The sequence below is a fragment of the Streptomyces omiyaensis genome, assembly GCF_014650895.1.
Taxonomy (GTDB): Bacteria; Actinomycetota; Actinomycetes; order Streptomycetales; family Streptomycetaceae; genus Streptomyces; species Streptomyces omiyaensis.
This window is the reverse complement of the sequence record NZ_BMVV01000032.1, coordinates 12,595-34,008: the sequence shown is the minus strand read 5'-3', so window position 1 is coordinate 34,008 and position 21,414 is coordinate 12,595. Positions and strand designations below refer to the sequence as shown.

The following is a 21,414-nucleotide window of genomic DNA, read 5'->3' as shown; positions in this document are numbered from 1 at the left end:
CAGGCGGGCGGCGACATGCGCAGTGTGGGAGTGGAAGAGGAACTGCTGCTCGTGGGGGCGCGCAGCGGCGCCCCACTGGCGGTCTCGGGGGCGGTGCTGGCGGCCGCCGACCGCTCCGCCTGGCAGCGCCCCGGAGCGAGCGGCCCGGGGGACCACGAATTCGAGAAGGAGCTCCAGAAGGAGCAGGTGGAGTTCGCCACCAAGCCGGTCACGGAGATGGGCGAGCTCCAGGAGGAGATCGTCCGCATCCGCGGCGAGGCCGCCCGCCACGCGGCGAGCGCCGGGGCCGTCGTGGCCGCGGTCGCGACGGCCCCGCTGAGCGTCCAGCCCTCGCTGAACGTCGGACCGCGCTACCGCTGGATGGCCGAGCAGTTCGGGCTGACCGCGCAGGAGCAGCTGACCTGCGGGTGCCACGTCCACGTGTCGGTCGCGTCGGACGAGGAGGGCGTCGCCGTCCTGGACCGCATCAGGCCCTGGCTGGCCGTCCTGACGGCCATGAGCGCGAACTCGCCCTTCTGGCAGGGCGAGGACAGCGGGTACGCCAGCTACCGCAGCCGGGTGTGGAACCGCTGGCCCTCCGCGGGACCCGTCGAGCTCTTCGGCTCCGCCGACCGCTACCACGAGCGGGTGCGCGCCATGATCGACACGGGGGTGCTGCGCGACGAGGGCATGGTCTACTTCGACGCCCGCCTGTCGGCCACCTATCCCACCGTGGAGGTCCGGGTCGCCGACGTCTGTCTGGACGCCTCCACGCCCGTCCTGCTGGCCGCCCTCGTCCGCGGCCTGGCCGAGACGGCCTCCCGCGACTGGCGGGACGGCCGCCCCCCGGCCCGGGTCGGCACGGGGCTGCTGCGGCTGGCCTCCTGGCGGGCCGGCCGCTCCGGGCTGGACGGGCCCCTGCTGCACCCCGAGACCATGCGGGAGACGTCCGCCGAGGAGGCCGTCGAGGCCCTCTACCGGCACGTGCGCGAGGCGCTGAAGGACCACGGCGACGACGAGCGCGTCCGGGAGGGCATCGCCCGCCTGCACGAACGGGGCAACGGAGCCCGAACGCAGCGCCGCCTGCACGCGGAGGGACGGGGCCTCGCGTCCGTCGTCACCCGCTGCGCGGAGCTCACGGTCGAAGCGTGAGCTCCGCGCCCCTCAGGCGCGCTGGGCGCGGTGCAGGAGGGCGTGGAGGCCGTGCGGGCGCAGCGCGGCGCGGGCCGCGTTCGCGCCCGGGGCGCCGTGGACGCCGCCGCCGGGATGGGCGGCGGCGGAGGCCAGGTACAGGTGCTTCACCGGGGTCTCGGGACGGCCGGTGCCGGGCGTGGGGCGGAAGACCAGCTGCTGGTGCAGGGCGGTGGTGCCGTTGTTGATGGCGCCGTTGCGGAGGTTCTCGTCCATGGCCTGGAGGGTGGTCGGGGCCAGGACGCGGCGGGCGCCGATCAGGGCGCGGAAGCCGGGCGCGAAGCGTTCCACCTGCGCCTCGACGCGGTCGGCCATGGCCTCCTGCTCGCGCGCGTCCCAGACCCCGGTGATGCGGTCGGGGCCGGCGTCGGCGGCGATGCGCTGCGGGAGGTGGGTGTAGGCCCAGGCGGACTCGGTGCCGGCCGGCGAGCGGCCGGGGTCCGCCGTGGTCATCTGGCCGAGGAGGACGAAGGGTTCGTCGGGGACCAGCCCCCGGGCGATCTGCGCCGCGAACCGGGTCAGGCCGTCGACGCCGTCGGCGACGTGGACCGTCCCCGCCCCGCCCGCCCCCGGCGCCGTCCACGGCACCGGGCCGGTCAGGGCCCAGTCGATCTTGAAGGTCGCGAAGTCCCACTGGAAGCGCTCCAGGTCCCGCAGCAGGCGGGACGGCAGGTGCTCCTCGCCGACGAGGTCCCGGTACAGGGCCGGTGCCGAGGTGTCGGCCAGCACGGCCCGCCGCGCGCCGACGGTCTCCCCGTCCGCGGTCCGGACCCCGACCGCCGTGCCGCCGCGCACGACGACGGACGTCACGCGCCGGCCGCAGCGCAGGACGCCCCCGCCGCGCCGCAGCCGGCTCACCAGGGCCGAGGTCAGGGCCCCGGCGCCGCCCACGGGCACCGGGAAGCCGTGGCTCTGGCCGAGCATCGACATCAGCCAGCCGAAGCCGCCGCTGCCCGCCGCCTCCGGGGCCAGGTCGGCATGGAGGGCGTTGCCGGCCAGCAGCAGCCGGCCGCCCTCCCCGGCGAACTCCTCCTCGCCCAGGCGGCGCACCGGCAGCGCCAGCCGCCGGGCCAGCCGCACCCCCTCGGAGGTGCGGAGCTCCGCCGCCAGCCGGAGCCCGGAGCGGACCGGCGGGAAGGGCGTGAACAGGGCCCGCACCAGCTCCGGCCCCACCCGCTCCCACGTCCGGTACAGGTCCTGCCAGGCGTCGGCGTCGGCGGCCGCGAAGGCCGCCAGACCGGCGGCGGTGTCCCGCGCGCGGCGTTCCAGCACCGCGCACCGGCCGTCCGGCAGGGGATGGGCCAGGACGGAGGGCGCGTGGCTCCAGCGCAGGCCCTCGGCGGCCAGGTCGAGGCGGGCGAGGACCGGGGAGGCGGCGGCGAGCGGATAGAAGGCGCTGAAGACGTCCGTGACGAAGTCCGGATGGACCCCGCGGTCACTGCGCACCGCCCCGCCCGGTTCCGGCTGCGCCTCCAGGACCTCCACGCTCCACCCGGCGTCCACCAGCAGGTTCGCGGCCACCAGCCCGTTGGGGCCCGCGCCGATCACCACCGCGTCAGGCACGGCGCACCCCGCCCGACGACCGCTCCACGACCCGTGCCAGGCGGGCCAGCATGCCCCGGTGCCGGAGCTGGAGGGCCGCCTCGCTCAGGGGGTTGTGCAGGACCCCGCCCAGTCCGCGCAGCGGGTGCTCGTCGCAGACGACGAGGGTCTCCTCGCCCCAGGGCCTGAGCTGGAGGAAGATCCGCGCGGTGCCCAGGGGCGGGAACGCCGCCTCCAGCTCCAGCTCCTCTCCGGGCTCCTGGTGGCGCACGGTCGTCACCCCCTCGGTCGACCAGGGGCCCAGGCGCAGCGTGTAGCGCAGCCGGGAGCCGACCCGGGGCCACGCGTCGTCGAGCGGGGTGGAGGCGCAGGGCCCCACCACCCAGCGTCCGTACAGGTCCGGATCGGCGAGCACCGCCCACACGCGGTGCGGGGGGTGCCGGACGAGCTGATGGCGGACGGCCATGGGTCTCCTCCTGGGGGTGTGCGTCGGGTCGTGGTGCGTCTACCCCGATCGCGCCGCGCGTCCCGTCGTCCGGCCCGCCGGCTTCGGCGGCGGGCCGGACCGTCGCCGGACGGCGGGTGCGCGGTGCCGGAGCGCCGCGCGGCTCGCAGCGGTACGCGGACGCCCGCCCGGTCGACGAGTGCCCGGGGTGCCGTGGAGCGGTGCGCGTCCGGGCGTCTGGGGGCACGGGGGCGGGGCAGTCGCAGGGGGAGCGCGGTCGAGGAGGTGCACCCGGTGGACGTGTGGGTACGGCGGCGGTGCCGGCCGGCGGGCGGGCCCGGAGCCGCGGCGCGGGCCCGGCGCGAGGTGCACCGGCTGGCCGACCAGGCCCTGGCCGTCGGCCACGTCGTCAGCCGGGCGTCGGAGGACGACGCGGCCCTGATCGTCAGCGAACTGGTCGCGCACGCCGGCGGCGGCTGCGTGCTGGAACTGACGCTCGCCCCCGAAGGGCTCGCCATCCTGGTCAGCGGCGTCCCGCCGCCGGTCGCGGTCCGGACCGGGCGCCGGCAGTTCGTGTTCTGGTGGGACCTGGTGACGCTGCTCGCGCGGGACGTGACCGTCCGCCGCTCCACCGCCGCCTCGGGCGCTGTCGTCCGGGTGCGCGTCGACGCCGAGCGCCCCTCGGGCTGACGCCGCGGCCCGGGCCCTCGCCCGTCACCCGGCAGGCGCATACTGGGAGGACAGGGCGTGTCCACGCCCCCGCCCACCGGCCGAACCAGGCGATGCGCGGATGACGAAGAGCCGGGGCTTCTCCGAGGACGGGATCCCGCAGGGCTTCGTGGCGTCGGGCCCCCACACGTACCGGTCCCGGGGCGTCGCGGTGGTGAGCCGCGACCTCTCCGCGCCCGAGGGCACGTGGCTGCTGAGCGTACGGGGCGAGTTCGACCGGGACACGCTGCCCTGCCTCCGTACGGCGCTCGCGGACGCCTACGCGGCGGAGGCAGGGCGGATCGCCCTCGACCTCTCCGGCGTGACGTTCGGCGACTCCTCCTTCCTCAACGAGCTGCTGGAGACGCACCGCCGCCGTGAGGACCTGGTGCTCGTCGGTCCCTTCACCGGACAGATCCGCCGGCTCTTCGAGGTGACCGGCACCGACCGGGTCCTCCCCCTCGCGCCGGACCGGGAGAGCGCGGGTCTCGCCTGAGGCCCTGAGAATGCGGAGGCCGGGAGGCCCGGAGGTCTGGAGGCCGGGAGGCGCGGAGGTCTGGAGGCCCGGAGACCTGGGGGCCGGGAGGTCCGCAGGCCCGCAGGCCGGCGGCGCGGATCTGCGGGCTCCGTACCGGGCGTCTACAGTCGTGAACGGGGCAGCTCCGCCGGACCGCACCACACCTGGCGGCCCCTCCGCCCCGGCACTCCTCTCCGGCCGGGTCGGCGCCGCCGCCGGTGGCACGGCGGGTGGCGCGCCGAGCACGGAACGTCGCCGCACACGTCGACGGCCGCGCACGGGGTAGAGGCACCGGACAGGGCGTTCCACCGCTGGACCGCAGAAGGCCTCCCTCCCCGGACACGGCCGCAGGCCCACCGGAACCGCCGAAGGAGCCCCATGACCACCGGACGCACCACCGAAGCCCCCGTCCGACCGCGCCGGGGACCCCCCGACGCCGCCACCCGGCGGCGGGCGCTCGACGGGCTGCCCGAACACGACCGCCCCACCGACGTCCCCACCGGCGACGCCACGACGCTGTCCGTGTCGCTCTTCGCGCGGCTCTGCGAGCTGGACGAGGGCACGCCCGAGCACGCGTACGTCCGCAACACCCTGATCGAGCTCAACCTGAGCCTGGTGAAGTTCGCCGCCCGCAGGTTCCGCGGGCGCCCGGAGCCCCGCGAGGACATCGTCCAGGTCGGCACCATCGGCCTCATCAAGGCGATCGACCGCTTCGATCCGGACCGCGGCGTCGACTTCTCCACCTTCGCCCTGCCGACCATCGTCGGCGAGATGAAACGTTTCTTCCGTGACACGGGCTGGGCCGTCCACGTCCCCCGCCGCCTCCAGGAGCTCCGCATCGGCCTCGCCAAGGCCGCGGAGGCCCTCGAACAGGACGGCGGCCACCGCCCCCGCCGGAGCGAGCTGGCCGAGCGGCTCCACCTCACCGAGGGGGAGGTCGCGGAAGCGCAGCTCGCCGCCAACGCCTACGCCGTCCGCTCCCTCGACGCGCCCGTCGACGGCGAGGACGACGAGGTCAGGGCCCTGCGGGGCACCACCGGCCGGCGCACCGCCCGCACCGAACCCGCCTACGAGCTCATCGACAACCTGCAGGCCCTCGCACCCCTCGTCGCCCGCCTCGACGAACGCGACCGGAAGATCCTGTCCCTGCGCTTCGGCGACGAGCTGACCCAGGCCCAGATCGGCGAGCGCCTCGGCCTGTCCCAGATGCACGTCTCGCGCCTCCTCACCCGCCTCCTCGGCGAGCTGAGGGATGGGCTGCTGCCCGAGGAGGAGGCGGAATGACCCCGACGGGTCCGGCGCCGCTCCTGCGGCGCCGGACCCGTCCGCGCGCATCGCGTCCCGTACGGGACTACTTGATGCCGAGCTCGGCGCACTTGGCGGCGAGGTCCTCGGTGCAGATGTCGGCGGCCTTGTAGATGCCGTCCTGGATCACCGTGGACTGGATGTTGTTCCGGTCGACGACGATCGGGTCGAGCAGGTTGGACGGCACCCCGTCCGTCTGCGTCTGGGCGCGGATCGGCACCTCCAGCAGCAGGTCGACCGCGAACTCGGCGGCCTTGGGGGCGAGTTCGAGGGGCGACTTGTAGATGGTGAAGGTCTGGGTGCCGGCGACGATGCGCTGGATGCCCGCGATCTCGGCGTCCTGGCCGCCGACCGGGATGCCCTTGATGCCGGCGTTCTCCAGGGAGGTGACGATGCCGCCCGCCATGCCGTCGTTGGCGGAGTAGACGGCGCCGATCCTGTCCTTGCCGACGGAGGAGACGGCGGCGGCCATCTTCTCGCCCGCGACCTTCGGGTCCCACTCGCCGGAGGCCTCGTAGGCGATCTTGCCGACCTTGCCGTCGAGCGCGGTGTGGGCGCCCTTCTTGAAGAGGCCCGCGTTCGGGTCCTTCTCGTCGCCGTTGATCATGACGATCTGGGCGGAGGCGGCCTTGGCGCCGAGGGCGGCGAGGAGCGCCTCGCCCTGGAGCTCGCCGACCTTGTAGTTGTCGTGGCTGACGTAGACGTCGGCGCCCGCGATGGCGCGGTCGTACGCGACGACCTTGACGCCCTTGGCGTGGGCTTCCTTCACCCAGCCGGCGGACTTGGCGGCGTCGACCGAGCCGAGCGCGATGACCCTCACGCCGTCGGCGATGAGCTGGTCGAACTGCTGCTTCTGCTTCACGACGTCGGAGACGGCGTTGTTGTAGACGACCTCGCAGTCCAGACAGGCTCTCTTGACGGCCTTCTCGAACTGTGGCTTGTCCAGCGCCTCGTACCGCGCGGTCTTGTTCTCCGGCAGGAGCAGGCCGATCTTGGTCCGGCTGCCCTTGTCCCCGCCGTCGCCGCCACCGGCCTGACCACAGGCGGAGAGCGCGAGCACCATCGAGACCGCGGCCGAGCCCAAGACGACACGGCGAGTCATTGCGTTCATGCGGGGTTGCCTCCCTGACGAGGCCGCGACGGTGCGGCCGAGGTGCCCGCAGTCAACTCGACCGGAATTTTTCCGTCAAGAAGTGAAGATCTAACGAGAAGGCAACGATGGCGTGACATAAAGAGGTGAACGCGCTCTGTCGGACGGTCCGGAACCCCCATCGCGCCGCGACGGGGGCCCGGTTGGGGTCCGGCCGCCCGGGCCGGGTGCGACCGCAGGGTTCAGGCGAGGTCGCCCGGTTGCGGCTCGTGGAGGGCGATCGCGCCGGAGGGGCAGACGCCGACCGCCATCCGCGCGGCCGTGCGGTGGGCGGCGGGGGGCTCGGCGTGGAGCAGGAGGACGAGGCCCTCGTCGGGGTCCTGGTCGAAGACGTCGGGCGCGGTCATGGCGCACATGCCGGCGCCGATGCAGCGCGCGCGGTCGGCGCTCAGGCGCGGCGCGCTCACGGCGCGTCCCAGGTGACCGGGAGGCTCTTCACCCCGAAGATGTCCGCGGCCTCCGGGCGCAGGACGACCTCCTCGGGCGGAACGGCCAGGCGCAGCGTGGGGAAGCGGTCGATCAGCGCGCGGAAGGCGACCCGCATCTCGACGCGGGCCAGCTGCTGGCCGAGGCACTGGTGGATGCCGTGGCCGAAGGCGAGGTGCCCGGCGGCCTGCCGCCGGACGTCGAGCGCGTGGGGGTCGGCGAAGCGCCCGGGGTCGCGGTTGGCGGTGTGGTACGAGAGGACGAGCGTCGTGCCGGCCTCGATCGTCCGGCCGTCCAGCTCGACGTCTTCAAGTGCCGTACGGTGGAAGGTCTTGGCGACGCTGAGGTACCGCAGGAGCTCCTCCACGGCCCCGTCGGTGAGCGAGGGGTCGGCGCGCAGCGCCGCGAGCTGCTCCGGGTTCCGCAGCAGGGCGTAGGTGCCGAGGGAGAGCATGTTCGCGGTGGTGTCGAAGCCGGCGGCCAGGAGGATGAGGCTGATCCCCCTCAGCTCCTCGTCGGTCAGGTCGCTGTCGGTGAGTTCGCTGAGGACGTCGTCGGTGGGGCGGGCGCGCTTGGCGGCCACCAGCCGGGCGAGGTACTCCTGGGTCGCCGTGTAGGCGGCGATCAGCTCCTCGTCGCTCACCTCCCCGCCCATGAACGCGTCGATCTGCTCCTGGAAGGACGCCCGGTCCTCGTAGGGGACGCCCAGGATCTCGCAGATGACGATGGTGGGGATGGGCTTGGCGAAGGCGGTGACCAGGTCGGTCGGCGGTCCGGCCGCCTCCATGGCGTCCAGGCGCTCGGCGGTGATCCGCTCGATCCGCTCGGTGAGCATCCGCATCCGCCGCACGGTGAACTTCCCCACCAGGGGCTTGCGGTAGCGGCTGTGCTCGGGCTCGTCCATGAGGAGGAACTCGCCCGGCGGCGCGGGCGGGAGCTCGAAGTCGACGACGTTCATGAGGTCCTTGCGCGAGCTGAACCGCGGGTCGGCCAGGACCGCTCGCGCCGTGTCGTACCCGGTGACCAGCCAGCCGGGCTTCCCTCCGGGATGGGTGCAGCGGCTGAGGGGGCCGTGCCGGCGGGCGTCGAGCAGTTCCGCCGGGGGGTCGAAGGGGCAGCCGGGCCGGCGCTCCGCCGGCAGCGTGGTGACGGTGTGCGGGGTCTCGTTCACGGCTCTTCCTCTTCTCGCGATATGACGTGTTTTGCCGTTCCTGAAAGCTACGTTGCGTTTAAGATCACGTCAATCAAGAAGGAGAATAACTCCAGCTAGATACCGGTAAACTGATGCAATGGTGCGAGGTTGAACGCAACATTGCGTTGCAATGGGCTGTGGCGAAGGCAATGCCGGCGACGGCGGACCGGGAGTCGGCCGGGCCGGCCGGGCCGACCGGTGGCGGACCGCCGCGGGGCCCGGGCCGCAGTGCCGGCGCCGCGTGGTCGGCACACCCCGCCGCCGGTTGTTCGCCCTGGGTCACCGCGGATACGCTGGCGCCCCTCCCGCCGGCCGCGCCGTGACCCGGCCGCGGGCCTCCGAGATCCGTGGAGAGAGCGCATGAGCGATGCGGGCTCCGGCACCGGTGCCGTGGTCGTGAACCGGGCGATGTCGCTGGACGGCTTCATCGCCGGCCCCGGCCACGCGATGGACTGGATCGCCGAACACCTGACCGCGGCCGACGTCCCGGAGGTCATGGCGGCCACGGGCGCCATGCTCATCGGCCGGCGCACGTACGAGGTCGCCCGGCGCATGGCCGGCCGGGGCACCCCCTACGACGGGGGAGCGCAGTTCGTCCTCACGCACCGGCCCCCCGACGATCCCGACCCCGCCGTCACCTTCCTCACCTGCGGACTCGAGGAAGCCGTCGCCACGGCACGCGCCGCCGCGGGCGGCAGGAACCTGGAGGTCCTCGGCGCCGACGTGGCCGCCCAGTGCCTCCGGCACGGGCTCGTCGACGAGATCCTGGTGTACGTCCTTCCGGTGCTCCTGGGCGACGGCGTCCGCTTCTCGCCCCCGGGCCTCGGCAGGATCGAACTGGAGCCTTTCGCCACCACCCGGTCGGGCGCCGTCACGACGCTCCGCTTCCGCGTGCGCAAGCCGGAGCCGCCCGCCGCCGCGGCGGCACCTCCACGGCAGACCCCGTCACCGTGACGGCGGTGCCTCCGGGACCGGCCCCGTCACCCTGACGGCGGCACCGGGCGGCCGGGCCGTTCCCGCACCGGATCGAGGCCGGAGACCCTGAGGACCGCGCGGGCCGTCTCGGCCTCGACGTGCAGCGCGAGGCGCGCGAGGTCGGCCGAGCCGTGGTCCAGGACGCCGCGGGCGCGGGAGGCGCGGGCGTCGGTCTCGATGCGCAGCCACAGGGCGGGGTTGGCGAGGAGGACCCGGAGGTCGACCTCGGCCCCGGCCCCGCTCTCGTCCCGCAGGGCGAGCCGCCCGGCCGTGTCCGCCGGCCAGACGACCGCCGCGAGCCGGTCGGTGCGCACGGTCCTGGTCACCCACAGCCCCCGGACCGTCAGCAGTCCCGCGCCCGCGCTCACCCGCGCGGGCAGCAGGACCACCAGCAGCAGGGCGGCCAGGGCGATGCAGCCCAGCGCCCCGGGCAGGGTCAGGCCGTGCGCGCCGGCGTCGACGAGCAGCGAGACGCCGAGCAGGAGGCCCGCGCAGAGCAGGGCGCCCCGGGCCTCCCCGGGCCACCCGGAGTCCTGCAGCACGTCGGAGGCGGGACGGGGAGCGGGGAGAGGCGGCGGCATGCCCCTGACGCTAGGGCCGCGGACCGCCGCGGTCGCGCGGTGTTACGCGCTGTTGACGCGGCGGCCCGGGAATGTGACGTACCGCTGACGGCCGCGTCCGGGTCCCGCACGCCGCGTCCCGCACACCGCACGCCGCGCGCCGGCACCCAGGGGCGCCGGCGAGGCGCCCCGCGGACCGGCGCGCCGCCCGGTGCCGGCGCGCGGTGCGGCCCGCGCGCCGGGCCCGGATCAGAAGGCGCCGTAGTTGACCTGCCAGGTGGGCAGCCCCATCCGGCGCCACACCGCGACCACCCGGTCCCGGTCGTCGAGCGAGACGCGCACCGCGTGGCGGTGGCGGACGTGGGCGTCGAAGAGCTCGGCCTTGACGAGGTCGTCGGAGCGGCCGTCGCCGGACGCCCGCATCCACAGCTCGTCGTACGGCACCTCGTACCGCTCCAGCCACGCCTCGGTCAGGGCGCGGTGGTCCTCGCTGCGGCCCGAGAGGAGCACGACGCGGTCCCCGTGCGCGCCGCGGAAGGCGCGCAGGGCGTCGCGGACCGCGACGTTGAGCAGGTCGAGGTCGCAGCGGGTGAAGTCGTACGGGCCCCGGTCGCCGCGCAGGGCGAGGGTGCCGTCGATGTCGCACAGCACGGCCGACGGCAGCGAGGGGTCGGGGACGTACGGGGTGACGGCCGGCCGGTCGCCGAGCCAGTCGGCGGTGAGCCGCCAGCCGCCCCGGGTGGCCTTGGCGTGCTTCTCGGCGAGGACGCGGATGATCTCCTCGCCGACCGGCCGCTCGCGGGCCGCGTCGCGGCGGACGCACTCGTCGGCGGGCACGTCCGTGAAGTCGTGCACCACGAAGGCGGCCTCGCGGCCGGCCAGCGCCGCCTTCAGCCGCCGCGGGATGTGCGGGGTGAGGTGGGTGTTGTCGACGACGACGTCGAAGCCGTCGTCGACGGCGGCGCGCACGGCGGCGTCCTGGATGTCGAGCACCGTCTGCTCGTGCGCGCGCGAACGGCCCGGGCCGCCCGGCAGGTCGAGCATGGTGCGCAGGTCGTCGAGGTTGACGCGGCGCATCCGGCCCTCGGAACGCTCCTGGAGGGCGCGGGCGGCGGTCGTCTTGCCGGAGGCCGGCAGTCCGGTCATCACGTGGACCACGGGCACGGTCAGTTCTCCTCGTCGGTGGTGAAGGGGTCGGCGGTCTCCGGGCGCAGGCTACGCCACACGAACAGGTCGGTGGCCCGCCCGTCGAGGCGCAGGAACACGGCCGACCGCAGCCCCGGGTCGGCCAGCCGCCCCGCCGCGCGGGCGAACGCGCCCCGGTCGGCGGCGAGCGGCTCCAGCCGGGCGTACGCCTCGTCGATGGCGCGCTGCCGGGCGGCGTACGCCTCCTCGAGTCCCGCGATGACGGACCGCACCCAGGCGTCGAACTCGTCCGGCACCTGCTCCAGGAGGGCGTCCAGGGGCCGCCCGCCCCGCGAACGGATGCCGCCGAGCTCCGCGACGGACAGGCCGAGGCCCTGGGCGAGGCGCTTGGCCGAGGTGCCGGCGAAACGCTGGATGCCGTGCCCGCGCCAGATGTCGCGCGCGGTGACCCCGGTGAGGACCTTGTGGAGGCGCACGTACTCGGCCAGCTTGGCCTTGGCGCGCACCCCGGACGCGAAACGCAGCACGAAGCCCTCGGCGTCGGTGCCCGTCGCGGCGGCGCCGTCGGGCAGCGTGTTCGTCTCGGCCAGCTTGACGAGCGCGTCGAGCGGCATCGGCGGGTGGACGGTGACGACCGACCCGACGCCGCGCCACGCCTCCGCCGCCTCGGCGAGGCCGACCTCGACGCCGTCGGGGCCGAACGCGGCGAGCAGCACGAGGTCCCGCCGGTCGCCGTAGTCCACGACGATCCGGTTCTGCGGGTAGACGATCTCCATCAGGTACGTCACCCCCGGCACCAGCCGCGCGGTGTCGGCTCCGTCGAGCCGGCGCTGCGCCCAGGTCGCCTGGGTGCTGGTGAAGGAGCCCTTGGACGCGACCCGCCAGCGCCCCTCGTAGTGGAAGACGAGGCCGAGGCTGCCGTCGACCTTCTCGTACACCTCGAACGGCTCGTCGGGCAGCGCGGGCGCGTAGGGGCGGCCGGACTCGTGCTCGGAGACGTTGAAGAACTTCGGCAGCGGCAGGGCGACGATCCGCCCGGTCCGGTCGTCGGCGACGAGACCCCGGCAGCGGAGGGTGACCCCGTTCCAGACGCCCTCGTACTGACAGCTGCGCGTGTACGTGTAGATCGACAGCGGCAGCTCGGGGTGCGCCTTGCGGGTCACATGCCCTGCCTCGACCGCCGCCGCCAGCTCCTGGGGCGGCATCAGCGCGTCGAGAGTCAGGTACGCCTGGCTCATGGGTTCCCTCCCGTTTTCGAGGAGCCCCATTCTTCCGGCCGGCCGACCCCTCCGACCAGCGATTTAGCACGGCCCGGTGACGTGACCCGGCCGGTCGCGCCACCGGACCGGCCGTCCGCCCCCGCCGCCTTCGCGGTCCGTCCGGCGGGGCCGTCGGGTCACCGTGCCGGCAGGCGCGGCGTGCGCGGCGGGGTCGTGCGCCGGTCGCCGGTCCTCTCGAAGGCCGCCGCGAGGGTGAGCAGGGCGTTGTCGTCGTAGGCGCGGCCCGCGAAGGTCAGCCCGACGGGCATGCCGGTGTCCGTCATGGTGCCCATGGGCACCGTCACGGTCGGGATGCCGAGGTGGCGGGGGACCAGGTTGCCGTTGGCGACCCAGACGCCGTTGCGCCAGCCGAGGTCGGCGGAGGCCACGTTCACGTCCATGTCCGCGGGGCCCACGTCGGCCACCGCGGGGAAGACCACCGCGTCCAGGCCCAGCCCGTCCATCCACAGCTCCAGGTCGACGCGGCGCGTCTCCTCCAGGCCGCGCAGTCCCTGTTCGAGGAGCGGCATGTCGGCGAGGGAGGCGTACGGGCGCTCGCGCACGAAGCGGGGGTACTCGCCGATCGTGTCGTCGAAGCCCTCGTACCGGTCGGGCAGTTCGCCCTCCTGCTTGGGCCAGATGCGCTCGCCGTCGACGTCGGCCAGGGTGGAGAGCGCCGGGTCGCCGTTGGCGCGCAGGAAGTCGTCCCAGGCCCAGGCGGACAGGTCCTCGATCTCGAAGGCGAGGTACTCGCGGCCGACGAGTCCGCGGGTGAGCAGCGAGGGCGCTCCGGGACGGTCGGACTCGTAGTTCGACACCACGGGGAAGTCGACCTCGACCACCTCGGCGCCGGCTGCCTCCAGGTCGCGGCGGGCGGCCTCCCACAGGGCGATCACCGAGGGGCGGGTGTCGATGCGCTGCCCGGTCTGGCCGCCGATGCCCCCGTCGGGGTTCGTCCCGGCGTCGGGGTCGGCGTTGATGTACATCCGGGGCACGCCGACGCGCCTGCCGGCCAGCGCGGCGGCGGCGGCCCCGGCGTCGGCGGGGGCGAGGGCCGGGTAGGAGGCGGGGCGCACCTGCGACGGCGAGGGCAGCTCCAGCCAGGGCTGGGCGCGCCACAGGTCGCCGCGCGGGTCCGGGTCGTCGGCGACGACGACGTCGAGCAGTTCGAGCAGGTCGGCCATGGTGCGGGTGTGCGGGACCACGACGTCCATGGTCGGGACGAGCGGCCAGTTGCCGCGGACCGAGATCACGCCGCGGCTGGGGGTGTAGGCGCACAGCGCGTTGTTCGAGGCGGGGGCGCGGCCCGAGGACCAGGTCTCCTCGCCGAGGCCGAACGCGCCGAAGGAGGCGGCCGTCGCCGTGCCGGAGCCGTTGGACGAGCCGGAGCCGTAGGCGCTGGTGAGCCAGTCGGCGCTGTAGGGGCTCTCCGCGCGGCCGTACACGCCGCGCTGCATGCCGCCGTTCGCCATCGGCGGCATGTTGGTCAGGCCGATGAGGACCGCGCCGCCGGCGCGCAGCCGCTCGATGGCGAAGGCGTCGCGCTGGGCGACGAGGTGCTCGAAGGCGGGGGAGCCGGACGCGGCCGTGAGCCCTTCGGCGAGGTAGCTGTCCTTGGCGGTGTACGGGATGCCGTCCAGCGGGCCCAGCGTCTCGCCGCGGGCGCGGCGGGCGTCGGAGGCCTCCGCCTCGGCCCGGGCGCGCGGGTTCATCACGACCATCGCGTTCAGGGCGGTGGCCGTTCCGGGCCGGTCGTACGCCTCGATCCGCGCGAGGTAGGAGTCGAGCAGCCCGACCGCGGTGGTCTCGCCCTTCTCCAGCGCCGCGCGCAGGTCGGCGATACAGGTCTCCACGACATCGAATCCGCGCGTCATGCGGGTGTCTCCCGGGGGTGAGTAGGGCAGGCGGGCCGCTGGCCGTCGGGGCGACCGCACACGGCAGGCCGTCACACACCCCATCGCTCTGACTTGATTTTCAGTCTAGACTAGGAGTCTAGACGTTCGGAACCTAGACTCGGGACCTGGATCTCCGGAACCGAAAGTGAGCTCATGCCGACGTCAGAGACCGGGCCCGCGCTCCCCGACCGTCTCCCTCCCCGACCGGGCGTGACGGGACCGGCGGGTGCCGGCACCGCCTCGCGGCCCGCGGCGCGGGTCCCGATCGACAGGAAGCGTCAGCCCAGCGGGGACGAGGCGCGGGAGCGGGCCATGCGGGCCGCCGTCAGCGTCATCGCCGAGAAGGGCACGGCGGGCCTGCGGATGTCGGACATCGCCGCGCGGGCCGGCATGAGCACCGGGCACATCCTCTACCACTTCGGGAAGAAGGACCGGCTCCTGCTCGAAGTCCTGGCCTGGAGCCAGGCGGACCTCTGGGTCCGGTTCCAGCGGGCCGCCGACGAGGCGGCGTCCCCCGCCGAGAAGCTGGACCTGTTCGTCCGCTTCTACCTCCCCACCCACCAGGGCGACGAACGCTACGCGCTGTGGACGCAGGTCCTGGCCCAGCACCACGACGAAGCGGGCCGGCAGGTCCTCACCGAGCTGCTGGACGGCTGGGACGAGCGCCTGGAGGCCATCCTCCGCGAGGGCCGGGAGCTCGGCCACTTCGCCGACGTGGACCTCCCCGAGTTCACCGTCCGGGCCGTGGCCATGCTGAGCGGCCTCTCCGAGGACGTGATGTTCGGCCGCTCCCGCTGGCGGCACGCCTCCCCCCACGCCTTCGCCCTGGCCGCCCTCGAACGCGAACTGCTCCCCGCCCGGAACACGGCCTGACCCCTGCCCGGCGGAACCGGCGACGGGGGAGCCGCCACGCCCGGAGGCCGCCCGCACCGCGCCCGCACGGCCCCGCGCGCGTGGCGCCGGCCGTGCGGCGGGAAACCGGCCCCTCCGCGCTCCGCCCGTGCGACCCGCCCGTTTGAACGGGCTCTCCGGGCGCCAGGATCCGTGGGGACGTCTACGGAGCCGGGCGCCCGTCGGCACGCGCGAGGAGGCACATCGTGAACGGACCGATCCCCGCCGCCGTACCGGGGGCGTGGACCCCGGCGACCCTGCGCACCGGGGACTGGCTGCTTCCCGCCCCGTCACCGGGGCCCGCCGCCGCGGCCGCCGTCGACGCCCTGCTCCACCGGGGCCCCGGCTTCGCCGTCCTGCGCGGCCTCGCCCTCGAAGGCCGCACCGACCGGGAGTGCGTCGACCTCTGCGCCGGCCTCGTCGCCCGCCTGCGCGCCCCCGCCGGCGGCCGGCTCCACCGTTCGGCCAACGAACTCCTCACCGCCGCCACCGCCCCCGCCGTCCACCCGGACGCCCCGGCCCCGGCGCGCCCGCCCGAGGGGGACGCCCTCACCCTCCCGCCGCACATGGACCGGGGCGAAGGCCCCACCCCGCCGCACGTCCTCGCGCTGCTCTGCATCCGGCCCGCCACCGAAGGCGGTGCGTCCCTGCTCGCCTCGGGCGCCGCCCTCCACGACCGGCTCCTCGCCGACGACCCGGCGGCGCTGCGCGAACTGTACGGCGACTTCCGCTTCGGCCGCGGCCCCGGCTTCGACCGCGTCCGGCCGGTCTTCCGCCGCGACGACGCCACCCTCGGCGTCCACTACAACCGCTACTGGATCGACCGGGGCCAGGGCGAGACCGGCACCCCGCACCCGCCCGCCCGGCGCCACGCCCTCGACGCCGCGGACCGCCTGCTCGCCGACCCGGCCATCGTCCTGCGCCTCCCGCTGCGCCGCGGCGACCTGCTCCTCGTCAACAACGACGCCGTCCTGCACGGCAGGACCCCCTTCCGCGACACCGGCACCCTCCGCCGCGGCTACGCACGCGTCTGGTCCGACTGACCGCGCCCCGCACGCCCCGCGACCGCGGCTCAGCGGCCGCCGTCCACGCCGTGGGCGTGCACGGCCGGTGCGGGCTCGAAGGGATCCACCAGCTCCTGCCGGGCGACGGCCAGGAGCGGCGCCGGCACCTCGCCCGCGAGCAGCCCGGTCACGTGCGCGAGGGCGTGCGCCGGGGACAGCCCGGGCACCTTCCGGCGAAGGGCGCGGGCAGCGGCCGTGCGCCCGCCCGCCGCCTCGGCCACCGTCCTCGGCCCGTCGTGGAGTTCCTCCACGGGAGTGCGGACCGGCACCCCGCGGATCCGGCGGCGGTAGTCGTCCTCCCCCTCCCCCGAGCGGAGAGGGGCCCGACCGGGTGGAGCCCGCCGTCGACGCGGTCGACCAGGTACGGGCCGTGTCCCACCAGCATCGCGGACACGTCGCCCGTGCGCGCGTACTCCTCGGACTGGACGAAGACCATCCAGGCCGGTTCGTGCTCGACCACGTGGACGATCACGTCGCGCGCAGGGCGCGCGACGCCGAGGGCGACGTGCGCCCGATGGTCCCGCTCCAGCTCGTCCTCGACGATGCGCACCGCGTCGGCCCGTTCGGTCACCGCCGCGGCATCGCCCGGTGTGCCGGTCCGGAGCCAGTGGATTTCTCCTCGGCGGGTTCGCGCGCCTGCGGCGGCGGGGCGTTCCGGGGGCACCTGTGCGCCGGCCCCGTGCCCGCGGCGTCGAGCGCCGCGGGCACGGGGCCGGAGGTCGGGGCCCGGGAGGGCTTCGGTCAGGGGAGGGTGACGTTGTTGAGGGCGTTCTGGGTGGGCAGGGTGTCGGCGGCCTTGCCCTGCTTGTCCTGGTGGTCGCCGTTTCCGAAGGTCTGGGACAGGAGGCCGACTCCGGGGAGCTTGTTCCCGACGCTGTCGGCCGAGGCCGCTCCGGCGGAGGCGAGGACGGCGGTCGCGGCGACGGCGGCGGAGGCGGCGACGGCGAGGGCGCGGCGGTTGAAGAGCGTCATGCCGGACTCAACGACGCGGGCCGTGACAGGGCACGGGGGCGCGCTCCGGCCGCCACTCCCGCCGGCCACCCCCGCCGCGCCGGCCTCGCCGCGCGCTCGGCTCCGGCACGGCGACCGGCCCGGAGGCCGTGCCGGAACACCATGGGGGAGGGGGCATTTCGGATGGGGTGGACCATATCGATCCTTGGTGGCAAGGCCGTCACTCTCCCTTGTTGAAAATGAGTGTCATAGTCGTATAGAAGTACGGGGTGCTCATTCCACGACAGGTGCGGGAGCGCCCGACGTCCGCCGTCAGGCCCTTCGCGCTCACCGCACTCCGGCATCCCCTCGTCTCCGGACTCCTGGCGGACCACCGCGCCCTGCTGGCCGACCTCCTGGACGGCCTGGGGTCCCCGCTGCACCTCGTGCTGCCCGAGGTCTTCGAGGAGAACGTCGCCGGGCTCCGCCGGGCGCTCGCCGACGCGGGGGCCGACGCCGACATCCTCTTCGCCAAGAAGGCGAACAAGGCCGACTGCTACGTCCGTTCGGCCGCCGCCCTGGGGGTGGGGGTCGACGTCGCCAGCGTCCCCGAGCTGGTCGGGGCCCTGGCCGGCGGCGTGCCCGGGCACCGGATCGGAGTCTCCGGACCCGAGAAGGACGACGCGCTGCACGCCCTCGCCGTCCAGCACGGCTGCCTGGTCGCCGCCGACTCGATCGGCGAGCTCCGCCGGCTCGCCGCGACCGCCCGGCGCGCGGGACGACGGGCCGCGGTGCTGCTGCGCTCCCGGACCGCCGGTCAACCGGGAAGCCGCTTCGGGATGTCCGCCGCCGAGCGCGGGGCCGCCGTCGGCCTGTGCGCGGAACTCGCCGACCACATCGAGCTCCGGGGCTTCTCCTTCCACCTCGCCGGCTACTCCGCCGCGGAGCGCGCGAAGGCGGCGGACGAGATGATCGAGCACTGCCTCGACGCCCGGCGGCGCGGCTCGCCGGGCGCCGAACTGGTCGACATCGGCGGCGGGTTGCCGGTCCGCTACGTCGAGCCGCGGCTCTGGGACGAGTTCCTCGCCCAGGACGCGCCCTCCCACTACCACGCGGCCAGACGCTTCGAGGGCTTCTACCCGTACGGCGGCCGGACCGCGGACCAGGCGGTGCGCGCGGTCATGGCGCACCCGGTCGGCGGCGGCGAGAGCCTGGCGGCGAAGGCGGGGCGCCACGGCATCCGGTTCGTCGTCGAGCCCGGCCGCGCCCTCCTGGACCAGGCCGGGTTCACCCTGTTCCGCGTCCAACAGGTCGACGACCGGCGGGAGTCCGACGGGTACGCGATCGTCACCGTCGCCGGCAGCAGTTTCAGCCTCTCCGAGCAGTGGTTCGGCAGCGACTACCTCCCCGACCCGCTGCTCCTGTCCTCCCGGCCGGCCGCGGACGAGTCGTTCCCGGCCTGCGTCGCGGGGGCGACCTGCCTGGAGAACGACCTGGTCACCTGGCGGAAGATCGGCTTTCCGCGACCGGTGCGCCGAGGCGACCACCTGGTCTACCTCAACACCGCCGGCTACCAGATGGACTCCAACGAGTCGCCGTTCCACGACGCCCCCCTGCCGCCGAAGGTCGTCCTCCGGCTGGGCGACGACGGGAGCGCCCCGCGCTGGCGACTGGACGGCATCCGATGAGACCCCGGACCGGCCCGATGAGGCCCCCGACCGGCCCGATGAGACCCCGGACCGGTCCGATAGGACCCCGAACCGATCCGATGAGACCCCCAGCGGTCCGATCGGACCACCCGTGAAGGAGAAGACCCGTATGCCCCCGAACCCCGCGCCGCCCGGGCAGTTGTGGCTGTTGCCGCAGGCGCAGCAGGAAGGACTGGACCTCGACCACCGGCAGGTCATCGAGGTCGTCGAGCGGGCCTACCGCGCCCTGCGGGAAGACGGCTCCGACAATCCGGTCAAGACGATCATCGACGGCCCCGGCCACCGCTCGCTCAGCTACTCGATGGTGGCGAGGGACGCCGGCAGCGGCACCGTCTGCTTCAAGGCCGTCTACGAGTTCGACCCGCGCCGCAGCCGGGACCGTTACCGGTTCCACTCGTTCGTCTTCCTCGTCGACGACACCACCGGGGAGCCCGTCGCGCTGATGGACGTGGCGAGGCTCGGACCCCTGCGGTCCTCGGCCACCACCGCCCTGCTCGCCCGCGCGGCGTGCCCCGACGCGCGGACCGCCCTGGTCGTCGGCACCGGCGTCCAGGGCCAGGCGGCCCTGCCGATGCTCGTCGCGGCGATGCCGGAGCTGGAACGGCTGCAGGTGTTCGGCACGTACCCCGAGGGGCTGCGCGCCGTCCGGGACGGCGTCGACGGCCGCGAGGTCGAGATCGTCGAGGACCTGCGGCAGGCGGCGGGCGGGGCGGACATCGTGGTCGGCGCCGCCGGCCTGTCCGTCACGGAGGAGGTCCGGCGCGCGTGGATGAAGCCCGGCTCGGTCGCCGTGCTCCTCGGGTACGGCGTGCACGCCGACGTGTGCCACGGCGCGGACCACCGGATCGCCACGGACACCGCCCAGATGCACGCCACCTGCGACGACCTGCGGGGCGCGGACGGCAGCCTCCCGCCGGTGGACGCCCAGCTCCCCGACATCCTGCTCGGCCTGGCACCCGCCCGGCGCCGCCCGGACGACGTGGTCTTCGCCTACAACAGCGGCATGGCGGTCACCGACGCGGCACTCGGCCGGTACGTGGCCGACCTCGCGCGCGCGGCCGGGCGCGGGGAGAAGGTCGACTTCTGGTGAGCACCGAGACGACCGGCGCGAACCGTGCCGAGGCGGCCGGAGCCGCAGGGTGGGCGAAGAGGTCGCCGGCACTGCTCGGGCTCGCGTTCCCGCTGATCCTGACCAACTTCGCCCACGTCGCCCTGACCACGGTCGACATCGTCATGCTGGGCAGGCTCGGCGCGGCCGAGGTCGCCGCCGCCGGTCTCGCCCTCGCGCTGTTCAACCAGCTGCGCACCACCGGCACGGGGCTGGTGACCGGGGTCGGCAACCTGGTGGCCGAGGCGCGGGTGCGGGAGGACGGGGAGCGCGTCGGCGCCCTGCTGTTCGCGGGCTTCTTCTGGGCGACCGTCTGCGGCGCGGTGTTCTGCGCGGCGCTGCTGCTCGTCGGGCCGCTGCTCGTCCTCCTGGGCCAGGACCCGGTCGTCGTCGACAGGGCGGGCGACTTCCTGGCGGTCCTGGCGCCGGGCATGCTGCCCTGCCTGTGGTTCCAGAACCTGCGCCACTTCACCACCGGCCTCAAGCGGCCCGGCCCGCTGCTGGCCATCACCCTGGCCTCGGTCGTCCTGACCATCGGCCTCAACCACCTCCTGATGTACGGGGCGTTCGGCCTGCCCGCGTTCGGCCTCGTCGGCGTCGCGATCGCCACCGTCACCGTGTTCCTGCTGTCCTTCCTGGCGTTCGCCGCGGTGATCCTGCGCGACGGCGCCCTCCGCCCGTACCTCACCTCGCCCCACGCGCGGCGCTGGGACGGGGACGCGGTCCGGTCGGTCTGGCGCCTCGGCCTGCCGGTCTCCGGCACCTACGCCTCGGAGGCCGGGTTCTTCAGCGTGCTCACGCTGCTCGTCGGCTCCCTGGGCGTCGAGGCCCTGGCCGCGCAGACGGTGCTCAACCAGATCGTCTACATCGTCTTCATGGTCTCCGCCGGCATCTCGCACGCGGCGTCGATCCTCATCAGCGAGGCCGGCGGCCGCGGCGACCACCGGGGGGTCCGCAGGACGGGCCTCCTCGGCACCGCCTGGGGCGTCATCGCGACCCTGCCGGTCGCCGTCGTGTACCTGGCGGCACCGGAGGCGATCGTGTCCCTGTTCCTCCCGGCCGAGCACGCCGGCAACGCGGACGTCATCGCGCTGACCGCGACCGGACTGCTGATCGCCGCCCTCATGCAGGTCTTCGACGCCGCCCAGAACATCGGCAACGGCATCCTGCGCGGCACCGGGGACACCGCCGGTCCCTTCCGGATCTCCCTCGTCGGCTACTGGCTGATCGGCCTTCCCGCGGGCTACCTCCTCGGGGTCACCGCCGGCTGGGGCGTCGAAGGGGTCTGGACCGGCCAGACCGTCGGCCTCGCCGCCACCGCCGCCCTCCTGCTGACCGCCTTCCTGCGCCGCGTCGACCGCCTCCACCGGGAGACGCCCGGCGCACCCGTCACCGAACCGGAGCCGTCATGAAACCCGCCCT

Annotated in this window: 21 protein-coding genes and 1 pseudogene; 10 read left to right on the top strand and 12 right to left on the bottom strand. The window is 74.8% G+C overall.

Features of this window, described 5'->3' with window-relative positions; genetic code table 11:
* The first annotated feature begins 15 nt into the window (after positions 1–15).
* The gene (locus tag IE287_RS33400; protein WP_189853011.1) at positions 16–1,131 is read left to right on the top strand and encodes a glutamate--cysteine ligase; all 1,116 of its coding nucleotides are present in this window, start codon (positions 16–18) and stop codon (positions 1,129–1,131) included.
* Positions 1,132–1,143: 12 nt separating this feature from the next.
* On the opposite strand, the gene IE287_RS33395 is transcribed toward IE287_RS33400, so the two are convergent.
* Both IE287_RS33395 and IE287_RS33390 read right to left on the bottom strand, forming a co-directional pair.
* A complete protein-coding gene (locus tag IE287_RS33395; protein WP_189853010.1) occupies positions 1,144–2,733 on the bottom strand; it encodes a phytoene desaturase family protein in 1,590 nt (529 codons plus the stop codon).
* On the bottom strand, positions 2,726–3,178 hold the full coding sequence (locus tag IE287_RS33390; protein ID WP_189853009.1) for an SRPBCC family protein: 453 nt from the start codon (positions 3,176–3,178) through the stop codon (positions 2,726–2,728). Before IE287_RS33390 ends, IE287_RS33395 begins: the two co-directional genes overlap by 8 nt.
* Before the next feature lie 273 nt (positions 3,179–3,451).
* Between IE287_RS33390 and IE287_RS33385 the strand changes: the two genes are divergently transcribed.
* The 3 genes from IE287_RS33385 (at position 3,452) to IE287_RS33375 (ending at position 5,666) form a co-directional block, all read left to right on the top strand.
* Complete coding sequence (locus tag IE287_RS33385; RefSeq protein WP_189853008.1) at positions 3,452–3,847, top strand: hypothetical protein; 396 nt, start codon at positions 3,452–3,454, stop codon at positions 3,845–3,847.
* 100 nt (positions 3,848–3,947) lie between these two features.
* Positions 3,948–4,361, top strand: a complete 414-nt coding sequence (locus IE287_RS33380) for an STAS domain-containing protein (protein ID WP_189853007.1) — start codon at positions 3,948–3,950, stop codon at positions 4,359–4,361.
* 399 nt (positions 4,362–4,760) lie between these two features.
* Positions 4,761–5,666 (top strand): SigB/SigF/SigG family RNA polymerase sigma factor, encoded by a 906-nt coding sequence (locus IE287_RS33375; protein ID WP_189853006.1) that lies wholly within the window; start codon positions 4,761–4,763, stop codon positions 5,664–5,666.
* A 67-nt stretch (positions 5,667–5,733) separates the two neighbouring features.
* On the opposite strand, the gene IE287_RS33370 is transcribed toward IE287_RS33375, so the two are convergent.
* The 3 genes from IE287_RS33370 to IE287_RS33360 form a co-directional block, all read right to left on the bottom strand.
* Positions 5,734–6,798, bottom strand: coding sequence for a sugar ABC transporter substrate-binding protein (locus IE287_RS33370; protein WP_189853005.1), 1,065 nt, complete (start codon positions 6,796–6,798; stop codon positions 5,734–5,736).
* 221 nt (positions 6,799–7,019) lie between these two features.
* Complete coding sequence (locus tag IE287_RS33365) at positions 7,020–7,244, bottom strand: ferredoxin (protein WP_189853004.1); 225 nt, start codon at positions 7,242–7,244, stop codon at positions 7,020–7,022.
* Positions 7,241–8,434, bottom strand: coding sequence for a cytochrome P450 (locus IE287_RS33360; protein WP_189853003.1), 1,194 nt, complete (start codon positions 8,432–8,434; stop codon positions 7,241–7,243). Before IE287_RS33360 ends, IE287_RS33365 begins: the two co-directional genes overlap by 4 nt.
* Positions 8,435–8,815: 381 nt before the next feature.
* On the opposite strand from IE287_RS33360, the gene IE287_RS33355 reads away from it, so the two are divergent.
* On the top strand, positions 8,816–9,409 hold the full coding sequence (locus tag IE287_RS33355) for a dihydrofolate reductase family protein (protein WP_189853002.1): 594 nt from the start codon (positions 8,816–8,818) through the stop codon (positions 9,407–9,409).
* A 26-nt stretch (positions 9,410–9,435) separates the two neighbouring features.
* Here IE287_RS33355 and IE287_RS33350 read toward each other — a convergent pair whose 3' ends face one another.
* The 4 genes from IE287_RS33350 to IE287_RS33335 all read right to left on the bottom strand — a co-directional run bounded on the left by IE287_RS33350 (position 9,436) and on the right by IE287_RS33335 (position 14,269).
* Entirely contained in the window at positions 9,436–10,011 is a 576-nt protein-coding gene (locus IE287_RS33350) for a hypothetical protein (protein ID WP_189853001.1), read from the bottom strand.
* 228 nt (positions 10,012–10,239) lie between these two features.
* The gene (locus IE287_RS33345) at positions 10,240–11,154 is read right to left on the bottom strand and encodes a phosphatase domain-containing protein (protein ID WP_229883900.1); all 915 of its coding nucleotides are present in this window, start codon (positions 11,152–11,154) and stop codon (positions 10,240–10,242) included.
* A gap of 2 nt (positions 11,155–11,156) precedes the next feature.
* Positions 11,157–12,374, bottom strand: a complete 1,218-nt coding sequence (locus tag IE287_RS33340; RefSeq protein ID WP_189853000.1) for a T4 RnlA family RNA ligase — start codon at positions 12,372–12,374, stop codon at positions 11,157–11,159.
* Between the two features lie 158 nt (positions 12,375–12,532).
* Entirely contained in the window at positions 12,533–14,269 is a 1,737-nt protein-coding gene (locus tag IE287_RS33335) for an amidase (protein WP_189852999.1), read from the bottom strand.
* Positions 14,270–14,443: 174 nt separating this feature from the next.
* Between IE287_RS33335 and IE287_RS33330 the strand changes: the two genes are divergently transcribed.
* Both IE287_RS33330 and IE287_RS33325 read left to right on the top strand, forming a co-directional pair.
* Positions 14,444–15,163: a TetR/AcrR family transcriptional regulator gene (locus IE287_RS33330; protein ID WP_189852998.1), complete on the top strand. Its 720-nt coding sequence runs from the start codon at positions 14,444–14,446 to the stop codon at positions 15,161–15,163.
* 224 nt (positions 15,164–15,387) lie between these two features.
* Positions 15,388–16,224 (top strand): TauD/TfdA family dioxygenase, encoded by an 837-nt coding sequence (locus tag IE287_RS33325; RefSeq protein ID WP_189852997.1) that lies wholly within the window; start codon positions 15,388–15,390, stop codon positions 16,222–16,224.
* 29 nt (positions 16,225–16,253) lie between these two features.
* Here the strand turns inward: IE287_RS33325 and IE287_RS38895 are convergent, their stop codons facing one another.
* From IE287_RS38895 to IE287_RS33315, 3 genes and pseudogenes are all read right to left on the bottom strand, one after another.
* Entirely contained in the window at positions 16,254–16,514 is a 261-nt protein-coding gene (locus IE287_RS38895; protein WP_229883905.1) for a hypothetical protein, read from the bottom strand.
* 119 nt (positions 16,515–16,633) lie between these two features.
* Positions 16,634–16,795 (bottom strand): annotated as a pseudogene (locus IE287_RS38890) (YrhB domain-containing protein); the annotation flags it as partial.
* Between the two features lie 191 nt (positions 16,796–16,986).
* Positions 16,987–17,217 (bottom strand): hypothetical protein, encoded by a 231-nt coding sequence (locus IE287_RS33315; protein WP_189852996.1) that lies wholly within the window; start codon positions 17,215–17,217, stop codon positions 16,987–16,989.
* Positions 17,218–17,465: 248 nt separating this feature from the next.
* On the opposite strand from IE287_RS33315, the gene IE287_RS33310 reads away from it, so the two are divergent.
* The 3 genes from IE287_RS33310 to IE287_RS33300 all read left to right on the top strand — a co-directional run bounded on the left by IE287_RS33310 (position 17,466) and on the right by IE287_RS33300 (position 21,404).
* Complete coding sequence (locus IE287_RS33310; protein WP_229883899.1) at positions 17,466–18,863, top strand: alanine racemase; 1,398 nt, start codon at positions 17,466–17,468, stop codon at positions 18,861–18,863.
* Positions 18,864–18,993: 130 nt separating this feature from the next.
* A complete protein-coding gene (locus IE287_RS33305) occupies positions 18,994–19,974 on the top strand; it encodes an ornithine cyclodeaminase (RefSeq protein ID WP_189852995.1) in 981 nt (326 codons plus the stop codon).
* Entirely contained in the window at positions 19,971–21,404 is a 1,434-nt protein-coding gene (locus tag IE287_RS33300; protein ID WP_229883898.1) for an MATE family efflux transporter, read from the top strand. The genes IE287_RS33305 and IE287_RS33300 overlap by 4 nt, the downstream gene beginning before the upstream one ends.
* Positions 21,405–21,414: the final 10 nt, after the last annotated feature.